This window comes from Streptomyces sp. SID11385 (assembly GCF_010548245.1).
Classification (GTDB): domain Bacteria; phylum Actinomycetota; class Actinomycetes; order Streptomycetales; family Streptomycetaceae; genus Streptomyces.
This window is the reverse complement of the sequence record NZ_JAAGLR010000312.1, coordinates 1-10,437: the sequence shown is the minus strand read 5'-3', so window position 1 is coordinate 10,437 and position 10,437 is coordinate 1. Positions and strand designations below refer to the sequence as shown.

Below are 10,437 nucleotides of genomic sequence, written 5' to 3'. Positions count from 1 at the left end.
CGCGCAGCGAGGCGGCGTCCTCGGGCGGCGCGAGCCGGTCGGCGCGCGCCCCGGCGGGCTCGGCCCACAGGCGGGCGAGCGGGGGCAGGTCCTCGGGGCGGTGGCTCGCCGGGAGGCGGAAGGAGATCCGCGCGGGCTGGCTCGCGAGGACCTCCTCGACGGTTCCCGTGACGTTGATGCGGCCCGCGTGGAGGATCGCGAGCCGGTCGGCCAGCTCCTCGGCCTCCTCCAGGTAGTGCGTGGTGAGGAGCACGGTGGTGCCCTCGGCACGCAGCGCCCGGACGAGATCCCAGGTGGCGCGGCGGCCCTCGGCGTCGAGCCCGGTCGTCGGCTCGTCGAGGAAGAGGATCTCGGGGCGGCCGAGGAGGGCGCTCGCGAGGTCGAGGCGGCGCCGCTCGCCGCCGGAGAGCTGCTTGACGCGGACACCGCGCCGCTTGCCGAGGCCGACGAGGTTGAGCGCCTCGCCGAGCGGGCGGGCGCCGCTCGTGCAGGCCGCCCACATCCGTACCGTCTCCTCGACGGTCAGCTCGGAGGGGAAGCCGCCCTCCTGGAGCATGACGCCGGTGCGCGGGCGGATCGCGGCCCGTTCGCGGAAGGGGTCGTGGCCGAAGATCCGGACCGTGCCGCTCGTGGGCCTGGCCAGTCCTTCCAGTACCTCGACCGTGGACGTCTTGCCCGCGCCGTTCGTCCCGAGCAGGGCGAAGAGCTCGCCTCGGTCCACGTGGAAGGTGATCCCGCCGACCGCTTCGAACCCGCCCCCGTAGACCCGGCGCAGGTCAGTCACATCGATGACTCGCGTGGTGTCTTTCGCGCTGTTCATGTCTTCGAGTCTTCCCGCGCCGAGGGGCCCGGGGCAGTGCGCGGTGTCACCAAGGCGGATGACATCTGTCATCGGGGCCCGCGAACGCCGGCGCGCACACGAAGAAGGCCCCCCGTTTCCGGAGGGCCTTTCGCTGAGCGGACGACCAGGTTCGAACTGGCGACCTCAACCTTGGCAAGGTTGCGCTCTACCAACTGAGCTACGTCCGCAGATGCGCCCACGACTCGCGTCGTGCGGTGCGGTGACCACCCTACCTCACGGCAGAGCGGTGCAGAGCGGGTGACAGGGATCGCACACTGCGCCTCCCCCTTGGAAAGGGGGTGTTCTACTACTGAACTACACCCGCGCGGCTCCGGGTTCCGGCCTTTCGGCCCGTTCCCTTCGGCGTGCTCCAGACTTTAGCCGATCACCCGGGGTGGAGCGCAAATCGAGGGCGACGGGCCGTCAGGAGCGGAGTACGGGGGCGGGCGGGACGCGCACGGCCGGCGCCCCGCCCCCGTACCGCCGGGTCCGCGTCCCGCACCGCCGGGGCTCACGCCCCATCCCCGTACCACCGGGGCTCACGCCCCGGCGCCCGCCTCAGTTGGCCGCTTCGAACTCCTCAAGGACCTTCTTCGGGATGCGCCCGCGCTGCGGCACGTCCATCTGGTGCGACCTGGCCCAGGCGCGGACGGCGGCGGGGTCGGCCGCCACCGAAGTGCGCCGGTAGGCGCGGCCCGAGGAGGAGCGTTTGCGGCCTGCGGCCACGAAGGGCTCCAGCGCCTTGCGCAGTTTCTCCGCGTTGGCCTGGCTCAGGTCGATCTCGTACGACTTGCCGTCGAGCCCGAAAGTGACGGTTTCCGCCGCTTCCTTGCCGTCGGTGTCGTCGTAAAGAGTGACCACGACACGCTGCGCCACGAATATCGGTCCTTTCGTCGGCGGCTCCCGCCGCCCGACCTGTACACGGCCGGAGTTCCGCGCTCCCGGTCGGGGCACGGCCCTGCGCACGCGGCGGCGCGTACGGGATCATGCGTGCCCGTACGCACTTTTACCGAATGTCTTTTCCGGCCGATTCCTTTTTACAGGCCGGGGTGCGGAGTGGGGAAGTCCTTAAGGAGTTCTGCCGCGTGTTCCCGCGCCTGTTCCGGTGGCGCGCGCGGGCATTGCCGCCCTGTATATGCGCGAGGATTTTCCGGGGCGGGCGACTTCTCGTGTGAGTACCGCCACAGGCGCATGGGCGCGCGCAGGGCGGGCGATGACGGAGCCCGCTACTCCCCGTAAGTGATCCACTTCCGCTCTACCCGCGTAGAAATTCCGGCCCGGTACGCTGAACGGACAAGCTCAACGAAGCACCACACACCGGGAGTGCCCGTGGCACGCGTCGTAGTCGACGTCATGCTCAAGCCGGAGATCCTCGACCCCCAGGGACAGGCGGTGCAGCGTGCGCTGCCGCGCCTCGGCTTCGAGGGGATCGCCGACGTGCGTCAGGGAAAGCGATTCGAACTGGAAGTGGACGGCGAGGTGGACGACGCCGTGCTCGCGCGGGTCCACGAGATGGCCGAGACGTTCCTCGCCAACACCGTGATCGAGGACTTCGTGGTAAAGGTGGAATCGTGACGGCACGTATTGGGGTCGTTACTTTTCCCGGCACCCTCGATGACCGTGACACACAGCGCGCGGTGCGGATCGCGGGCGCGGAAGCCGTTCCGCTCTGGCACCGCGACAAGGACCTGAAGCAGGTCGACGCGGTGGTCCTGCCCGGGGGATTCAGCTACGGCGACTATCTGCGCGCGGGCGCGATCTCGCGCTTCTCGCCGGTCATGGAATCCGTGATCGCCGAGGCGAAGTCCGGAATGCCTGTCCTCGGTATCTGCAACGGATTCCAGGTCCTCACCGAGGCGCACCTGCTGCCCGGCGCGATGCTCCAGAACGACCGTATGCGTTTCGTGTGCCGCGAGCAGAAGCTCCGGGTGGAGAACGCGGGCACCGCGTGGACCACCGAGTTCACGGCGGGTCAGGAGATCCGTATTCCGCTCAAGAACATGGACGGCCGCTACACGGCCGACGAGCGCACCCTCGACGCCCTGGAGGCCGAGGGCCGGGTCGTCTTCCGCTACGTGGACACGAACCCCAACGGCTCGCTCCGCGACATCGCGGGCGTGACGAACGAGGCCGGCAACGTCGTGGGCCTCATGCCGCATCCCGAGCACGCCGTGGAACCGCTCATCGGCAGCGGTGGCACCGACGGCCTCGGGTTCTTCACCTCGATCCTGAGGAAGCTGGTCTCCGCATGAGCCTGGACACGGTCGAGAACGCGGCCGCGACCCCGGAAACGCCCCTGCCGTGGAAGGAACTCGGCCTCAAGGAGGACGAGTACCTGCGGGTCCGCGAGATCCTGGGCCGCCGGCCCACGGGCGCCGAGCTGGCGATGTACTCGGTGATGTGGTCGGAGCACTGCTCGTACAAGAGCAGCAAGGTCCACCTCAGGCAGTTCGGCGAGAAGGCCCCGCAGTCCGACGCGATGCTCGTCGGCATCGGCGAGAACGCGGGCGTCGTGGACGTCGGCCAGGGGTACGCGGTGACCTTCAAGGTCGAGTCGCACAACCACCCCTCCTACGTCGAGCCCTACCAGGGCGCCGCGACCGGTGTCGGCGGCATCGTCCGCGACATCATCGCGATGGGCGCGCGCCCGGTCGCCGTCGTGGACCCGCTGCGCTTCGGCGCGGCCGACCACCCCGACACCAAGCGCGTGCTGCCCGGCGTCGTCGCCGGGATCGGCGGCTACGGCAACTGCCTCGGCCTGCCGAACATCGGCGGCGAGGTCGTCTTCGACGCCTGCTACCAGGGCAACCCGCTCGTCAACGCGGGCGCCGTCGGCGTCATGCGCCACGAGGACATCCACCTCGCGAAGGCGTCGGGCGCGGGCAACAAGGTCATCCTGTACGGGGCCCGCACGGGCGGCGACGGCATCGGCGGCGCCTCGATCCTCGCTAGCGAGACCTTCGACGCGACGAAGCCGAGCAAGCGCCCGGCCGTGCAGGTCGGCGACCCCTTCCAGGAGAAGCTGCTCATCGAGTGCACGCTCGAAGCCTTCGCCGAGAAGCTCGTCGTCGGCATCCAGGACCTCGGCGCGGCCGGGCTCTCCTGCGCGACCTCCGAGCTGGCCTCGAACGGCTCCGGCGGCATGACGGTCGTCCTCGACGACGTCCCGCTGCGCGACTCCACGCTCTCGCCCGAGGAGATCCTCATGAGCGAGTCGCAGGAGCGCATGTGCGCCGTCGTGGAGCCGGAGAAGGTCGAACGCTTCCTCGCGATCTGCGAGAAGTGGGACGTCATCGCCACGGTCGTCGGCGAAGTCACCGACGGGGACCGGCTGGAGATCTTCTGGCACGGCGAGAAGATCGTGGACGTCGACCCGCGCACGGTCGCGCACGACGGCCCGGTCTACGAGCGCCCCCTCGCGCGCCCCGAGTGGCAGGACGCGCTCCAGGCGGACGACGCGAACAAGCTCCCCCGCCCGGCCTCCCCGGCCGAGCTGAAGGAGCAGGTGCGGCGCGTCCTCGGCTCGCCGAACCAGGCGTCGAAGGCGTGGATCACGGACCAGTACGACCGGTACGTGCAGGGCAACACCGTCCTCGCCCAGCCGGAGGACTCCGGCATGATCCGCGTGGACGACGAGAGCGGCCTCGGGGTCGCGCTCGCGACGGACGGCAACGGCCGGTACGCGAAGCTCGACCCGTACACGGGCGCGCAGCTCGCGCTCGCCGAGGCGTACCGCAACGTCGCGACGACCGGCGCGCGTCCGCTCGCCGTCTCGGACTGCCTCAACTTCGGTTCGCCCGAGGACCCGGCGGTCATGTGGCAGTTCTCGGAGGCCGTGCGCGGGCTCGCGGACGGCTGCCTCCAGCTCGGCACCCCGGTGACCGGCGGTAACGTCTCGCTCTACAACCAGACCGGTGACGTCGCGATCCACCCGACGCCCGTCGTCGCCGTCCTCGGCGTCATCGACGACGTGGCCCGGCGCACCCCGGTCGCCTTCGCGGAGCAGGGCCAGCTGCTGTACCTCCTCGGTGACACGAAGGAGGAGTTCGGCGGCTCGGCGTGGTCCGAGGTGATCCACGCGCACCTGGGCGGGCTGCCCCCGGCCGTCGACCTGGAGCGCGAGCGGCTGCTCGGCGACATCCTGATCTCGGCCTCGCGCGACGGCATGATCGACGCGGCGCACGACCTCTCGGACGGCGGTCTGATCACCTCCGTCGTCGAGTCGGCGCTGCTCGGCGGCAACGGGGCGCGGCTCGTCGTCCCCGAGGGCCTGGACGCCTTCACGTTCCTCTTCTCCGAGTCGGCGGGCCGCGCGGTCGTCGCCGTGCCGAGGAGCGAGGAACTGCGCTTCACCGACATGTGCGGCGCGCGCGGCCTGCCCGCGACGCGAATCGGCGTCGTGGACGGCGAAGCGGTCGAGGTCCAGGGCGAGTTCGCGCTGTCGCTGGCCGAACTGCGCGAGATCCACGAGGGAACGATCCCGGGCCTGCTGGCCTGAGCCCGTCCCGGGCACGGGAACAACTGCCCCGGTGTGGGCGCCGGTTGTCCCCGTACGGATGCGACTGACGCCGCACGCACGTCAGTTGACGCCCTCCCGAGCCCCTGCCCAGTCCTTGAGACCGGGTGGGGGCTCGGCTGTTCCCGGGGACGTTTCCCTGCCCGGTAGCGACGGGAGGCGCAGGACGAGCGCCGTCGCGAGGAGCATGAGGGCGGCGAGGCAGGCGAAGACCGTGTCGATGCCGCCCGTGAACGGGAGTGCCGCTCCCGGGACGGCCGTCGAGGGATCGTGGCCGCGCGCGGCCGCCCCGTCGAGCCCCGTGAGACGGGTGAGGAGCACCCCGCCGAGGGCCGCGCCCGCCGCGCCGCCGAGGGTCTGGAAGAAGCGCGCCGCCGTCGTCGTGACGCCGAGGAGACCGGCGGGCGCGGTGTCCTGCGCGTACTGGATGAGGCGGCCGACGAGAAGCCCGAACCCGCAGCCCAGGACGAAGAGTTCACCCCGTGTGGTCCACGCGGGCGTGTGCGCGGTCGAGGTGGCGAGCAGCGCGAGGCCGAGGGCGGCTCCCGAGGTGCCGAGGGCGAGCGGGAGCCGGGTGCGCCCGGTCGCGTACCGCTGCGCGAGCAGGCCCGAGACCGTCATCCCGGCCGCCATGGGGAGCAGGAAGAGCCCGGCGCTCGCGGAGTCGAGGCCGTGCGCGACCTGGAGGTAGAGCATGACCTGCACGATCGCGGCGGTGAGCCCGATGCCGAGGAGGAGCTGCACGGCGAAGCCGAGCCGCAGGGCGCGCGGCCGGAACAGGGTGAGCGGGAGCACGGGTTCGGGCGCGGTCGCCTGCCGCCACAGGAAGAGCGCGAGCAGGGCGAGGGTGGCCGCCGCGAGGGCGAGGGTCGGCGGGGCGAGCCAGGGCCAGCGGTCGCCGCCCCATTCGAGGGTGAGCAGGAGCGAGGAGGTGGTGGCGGCGGCGAGCGCGGCGCCCGCGTAGTCGACGCGGCGGCGCTCGGGGCGGTCGGGCAGGTGCAGGACGGCGGCGGCGGTGAGCAGGACGGCGAGGCCGACGGGGAGGTTGACCCAGAAGATCCAGCGCCACGAGAGGTGCTCGGTCAGCATCCCGCCCACCCACGGGCCGAGCGCCATCCCCGCCCCGGCGACCAGGCCACCGGCTCCGGCACCCCGGGAGGGGGGAGGGGCGGGCGTGGCGGGCGGTGCCGTTTCCCTGGCGGCGCGTGCCGAGAGCCGGAGCACGACGAGCGTGATGCTCATGAGCCCGCCCCCGCCGATTCCCTGGAGGGCGCGGAACGCGAGGAGTTGGGGCATCGACTGGGCGAACCCGCACAGCGCCGAGCCGAGCAGGAAGACGCCGAGCGCGCCGAGGAAGACCCGCTTGGCGCCGAGGGTGTCGCAGAGCTTCCCGTAGAGGGGGAGCGCGGCGGTGGCGGCGAGCTGGAAGGCAGTGACGAGCCAGGGCACCTTGGCGAGGCCGCCCTCGGGGTCGAGATCGCGGACGAGCGGGACGGCGGCGGCCGAGACGATATTCGAGTCCAGGACGGCCAGGACGATCGTGACGAGGCAGAGCGCCGGAACGAGGCGGGAATGGGACACGGGGGCGGGCGCGGGGGCCGGCACGGCCGGCACGGAGATGGGCACGGGGGCTCCTCGGGGTGGACGGACGCCGATGAGCCGAGGATGGCGCACATTTATGTATCGAGTCAATGTTTCGCCTCGGTCAATATGTGGTTCGTCGTGCCAGGGGCCGGGAAACGGCAGGTCCGCTCCCTGCGAGGCCCGCTGATACCGTGCGCGGCATGAGCAGCCTGCGGGAGCGGAAGAAGGCGGAGACGCGGCGGAAGCTGCGCGAGGTGGCGCTCGACCTCTTCGCCGAGCGCGGCTTCGACGCGGTGTCGGTCGCGGAGATCGCGGAGGCGGCCGGATTCTCGAAGATGACCGTCTTCAACTACTTCGGCAGCAAGGAGGACCTGGTCCTCCAACCGCTCCAGGAGCACGTCGAGGACGCCGCGCGCGCGGTACGGGAGCGGGCGCCCGGCGAGCCGGCGGTGGCCGCGGTGCGCCGTACGTACCTCGCGGCGCTCGCGGCCGGCGACGCCTCGCTCGGCGGCAGCGATCTGCCGCTCGTGCTGCGCCTCCAGGGGCTCATCGCCTCGACGCCGCCGCTCCTGGCCCGGATGCTCGTGCTGCGCGGGCTCTCCGAGCGGGCGCTCGCGGCGGAGCTGACGGAGGCGACCGGCGACGAGGCGGGCTCCTCGCTCGCCGCCGCGCAGATCCTCGCCGTGTGGCACACGCTCGTCGGCCGCAACTTCCATGCCCTGCTCGCCGGTACGGAGGTGAGCCGCGTCATCGCGGACGGGCTGGCGCTCGCCGAGCGGGCCTTCGGGCAACTGGAGTCCGGGCTCGGGGACTTCGGGCGCGCGGCGGCGGAGCGTACGGACGCGGAGAGCGACGCCCCGGGTACGTAAAGCGGGGGACAGGGGTGGCCCCGGCGTTCTACCGTCCGCGCATGGACTGGCATGACTGGCACCGCGTGTACGACGACCCGGACTCCGTGCACGCGCGGCGCCTGCTGACCGTGCGCGCGCGGATCGGTGAGGTGCTCGACGCGGCGCCGCCGGGCACGGTCCGGGTGGTGAGTGTGTGCGCGGGGCAGGGGCACGACCTGCTCGGCGTCCTCGCCGCGCACCCGCGCCGCGCCGACGTCCGCGCGCGGCTCGTCGAACGCGATCCGCGCAACGCGGCGGCGGCGCGGGCGACGGTGGCCGGGCTCGGGCTCGGCGAGCGCGTCGAGGTGGTGACGGGGGACGCGGCGCTCGTACGGAACTACGCGGACGTGGCGCCCGCCGCGCTCGTCCTGCTGTGCGGGGTGCTCGGCAACGTGGCGGACGAGGGCATGGAGGACGCCGTCGACCGCGTCTCGCGCCTGTGCGCGCCCGGCGGGACGCTCGTGTGGACCCGCAACCGCAAGGAACCGGACCGCGTCCCGCGCGTCTGCGCGTGGCTCGAAGCGCGCGGCTTCACGCGCGACAGCCTCTCGCCCCCGGACGTCCGCCAGGCCGTCGCGGCACACCGCCGCACCGGACCCGCGGCCCCGCTGCCGCCGCCGGACGCACCCATGTTCGACTTCGTCGGCTACGACGTGCTGGCGGAGCGGGAGGGGCGGGACGGCTGAGGGAAGGGGCCGGGAAAGAAGTCGGGGCCGTACGGGGCGACTTGAGGGGGAACCCGCCCTCAAAGAGTCCGTCCCCGTGAGGAGAGCACGCGTGACCCTCTACCAACGCCCACTGACTCCGGCGGGCTCGCCGGAAGCCGCCCCGGACGAGACCGGGCGCATGTTCCAGATGATCACCGGCTACTGGGCGACGCAGATCGCCCGCACGGCGGCCGAGCTGCGGCTCGCCGAACACCTCGGCCGGGGCCCGCGCACGGCGGCGGACCTGGCCCGTGCCGCGGCCCTCGACTCCGCGGCGACCACCCGTTTCCTGCGCGGCTGCGACGCCCTCGGCCTCGTCACCACCGAGGACGGCGAGCGGTACGCCGCGACGCCCCTCCTCGACACCCTGCGGGCCGACCGGCCCGGCTCGCTGCGCGACCTGGCCCTGTGGGGCGGCATGACCTCGCACTGGCAGCCGTGGGGCCTGCTCCCGGACGCCGTGCGCACCGGGCGGGCGCAGTCCGAAGCCGTCTTCGGCGAGGACCTGTTCACGTACTTCGCCGCGCACGAGGAGGAGGGGACGCGCTTCGCCGCGGCCATGTCGGCGATGACCCAGGGGGTCGCCGACGACCTCGCGGACGTCATCACGCTCCGGGGGGACGAGACCGTCATGGACGTCGGCGGGGCGGCCGGTGCCTTCGTCCAGACCCTCATGGCACGGCACCCCGCGCTGCGCGGCGCCGTGCTGGAGCTGCCGCACCTGGCCAAGGCGGCGGAGGAGACGACGGCGGCGGCCGGGCTCGCCGAGCGTTTCACGTTCGTCGCCGGGGACTTCCTCGACGTCGTGCCGCCCGCCGACGTCTACCTGCTCAAGTACGTGCTGCACGACTGGGACGACGAGACCGCCGTCCGCATCCTGCGCAACTGCCGCGCGGGACTGCGGCCCGGCGGCCGGGTCCTCGTCACCGAACTCGTCATCGACCCGGAGGAGTCGCGCGGGCTCCCGCCGCTCATGGACCTCAACATGCTGACCCTCTCCAACGGCGGCCGTGAACGCGAACGCGCCGAGTTCGCCGCGCTGTTCGAGGCGGCGGGCCTGCGGCTCGCGGGCGTGACGCCCTCGGCCTCGCTCGTCTCGGTCGTCGAGGGGGTGGCGGCTTGAGCGTCCGGACCGGGGAGAACGACCGGGCCGGGAAGATCGACCGGACCGGGGAGAAGGCCCGGCCGACGATGATGGACCAACTCGGCGGCCCCGGGGGGCTGTTGTACACGGGGCTGCCCATCATCGCCTTCGTCGTCGCCAACGCCGCCTTCGGGCTCGGTGCCGCGATCGTGACGGCGATGGCGGTCGCGGTCGGCCTGGCGGTGCTGCGTCTCGTGCGCAAGGAATCGGTCCAGCCGGCGATCGGCGGGATCATCGGCGTGGGCACGGCGTCCCTCGTCGCCTGGAAGACCGGCTCGGCGAAGGGCTACTTCCTGCTCGGCATCTGGTTCAGCCTCGCGGCGGCCGTCGTGCTGCTGCTCTCGGTGCTGATCCGCAGGCCGCTCGCCGGATACGTCTGGAGCGCCCTCAACGGGCAGGGTCAGGAGTGGCGCGGGGACCGCGTCGTGCGGCACGGGTACGACATCGCGACGCTCGCCCTCTTCGCCGTCTTCGCCGCCCGCTTCGTCGTGCAGCAGTGGCTCTACGACCACGACAGCACCGGCTGGCTCGCCTTCGCCCGCATCGCGATGGGCTACCCGCTGCTCGCCCTCGCGCTCCTCGTGGTCGTCTGGGCGGTGCGCCGGGCCACGAAGCGGTCCACCGCACTGCGCGAGGCGGAGTCCCGGCAGGAGGCGCGCGAGCCGGGGGCCCGGCCGGGGACGCGCGACGCGCAGGGGTACGGGCGCCCCGCCGAGCCCGTGTCCCTCGGCGCCGTACGCGGCGGTACCGGTGCG

At 72.6% G+C, this 10,437-nt stretch carries 10 protein-coding genes and 2 tRNA genes; 7 read left to right on the top strand and 5 right to left on the bottom strand.

The genetic code is table 11. The features are described from left to right. The 4 genes from G3I42_RS09490 to G3I42_RS09475 all read right to left on the bottom strand — a co-directional run. Positions 1-820 (bottom strand): ABC transporter ATP-binding protein (locus G3I42_RS09490; RefSeq protein WP_239096354.1); only part of this gene is annotated, 820 nt, incomplete at its 3' end. Between the two features lie 136 nt (positions 821-956). Beyond that, positions 957-1,029, bottom strand: a tRNA-Gly gene (locus G3I42_RS09485). Positions 1,030-1,094: 65 nt separating this feature from the next. Further along, positions 1,095-1,166: transfer RNA gene (locus G3I42_RS09480), tRNA-Gly, on the bottom strand. Between the two features lie 233 nt (positions 1,167-1,399). Further along, entirely contained in the window at positions 1,400-1,717 is a 318-nt protein-coding gene (locus G3I42_RS09475; protein WP_007824243.1) for an Lsr2 family protein, read from the bottom strand. Positions 1,718-2,170: 453 nt separating this feature from the next. On the opposite strand from G3I42_RS09475, the gene purS reads away from it, so the two are divergent. From purS to purL, 3 genes are read left to right on the top strand one after another with little or no spacing between them, the layout of a single operon-like run. Continuing rightward, complete coding sequence (gene purS, locus G3I42_RS09470; protein WP_164284237.1) at positions 2,171-2,416, top strand: phosphoribosylformylglycinamidine synthase subunit PurS; 246 nt, start codon at positions 2,171-2,173, stop codon at positions 2,414-2,416. Continuing rightward, a complete protein-coding gene (gene purQ, locus G3I42_RS09465; RefSeq protein WP_009067540.1) occupies positions 2,413-3,093 on the top strand; it encodes a phosphoribosylformylglycinamidine synthase subunit PurQ in 681 nt (226 codons plus the stop codon). The genes purS and purQ overlap by 4 nt, the downstream gene beginning before the upstream one ends. Further along, entirely contained in the window at positions 3,090-5,339 is a 2,250-nt protein-coding gene (gene purL / locus G3I42_RS09460) for a phosphoribosylformylglycinamidine synthase subunit PurL (protein WP_164284235.1), read from the top strand. Before purQ ends, purL begins: the two co-directional genes overlap by 4 nt. An 81-nt stretch (positions 5,340-5,420) precedes the next feature. On the opposite strand, the gene G3I42_RS09455 is transcribed toward purL, so the two are convergent. After that, the gene (locus G3I42_RS09455; RefSeq protein WP_343244500.1) at positions 5,421-6,983 is read right to left on the bottom strand and encodes an MFS transporter; all 1,563 of its coding nucleotides are present in this window, start codon (positions 6,981-6,983) and stop codon (positions 5,421-5,423) included. A 158-nt stretch (positions 6,984-7,141) separates the two neighbouring features. Here G3I42_RS09455 and G3I42_RS09450 point away from each other — a divergent pair, with 158 nt between their 5' ends. The 4 genes from G3I42_RS09450 to G3I42_RS09435 form a co-directional block, all read left to right on the top strand. Then, the gene (locus G3I42_RS09450; protein ID WP_164284231.1) at positions 7,142-7,810 is read left to right on the top strand and encodes a TetR/AcrR family transcriptional regulator; all 669 of its coding nucleotides are present in this window, start codon (positions 7,142-7,144) and stop codon (positions 7,808-7,810) included. 41 nt (positions 7,811-7,851) lie between these two features. Next, positions 7,852-8,517 carry a class I SAM-dependent methyltransferase family protein gene (locus tag G3I42_RS09445; RefSeq protein WP_164284229.1) on the top strand — a complete coding sequence of 222 codons (666 nt, stop codon included), beginning with the start codon at positions 7,852-7,854 and terminating at the stop codon, positions 8,515-8,517. A gap of 91 nt (positions 8,518-8,608) precedes the next feature. Continuing rightward, positions 8,609-9,661: a methyltransferase gene (locus G3I42_RS09440; protein WP_164284227.1), complete on the top strand. Its 1,053-nt coding sequence runs from the start codon at positions 8,609-8,611 to the stop codon at positions 9,659-9,661. Then, positions 9,658-10,437 (top strand): DUF3159 domain-containing protein (locus tag G3I42_RS09435; protein WP_239096353.1); only part of this gene is annotated, 780 nt, incomplete at its 3' end. The genes G3I42_RS09440 and G3I42_RS09435, both read left to right, overlap by 4 nt.

What these genes read in the sequence shown, in the direction of transcription:
- G3I42_RS09450 (WP_164284231.1), top strand. Translation starts at nt 7,142, where the DNA reads ATGAGCAGCCTGCGGGAGCGGAAGAAGGCGGAGACGCGGCGGAAGCTG.
- G3I42_RS09445 (WP_164284229.1), top strand. Translation starts at nt 7,852, where the DNA reads ATGGACTGGCATGACTGGCACCGCGTGTACGACGACCCGGACTCCGTG.
- purL (WP_164284235.1), top strand. Translation starts at nt 3,090, where the DNA reads ATGAGCCTGGACACGGTCGAGAACGCGGCCGCGACCCCGGAAACGCCC.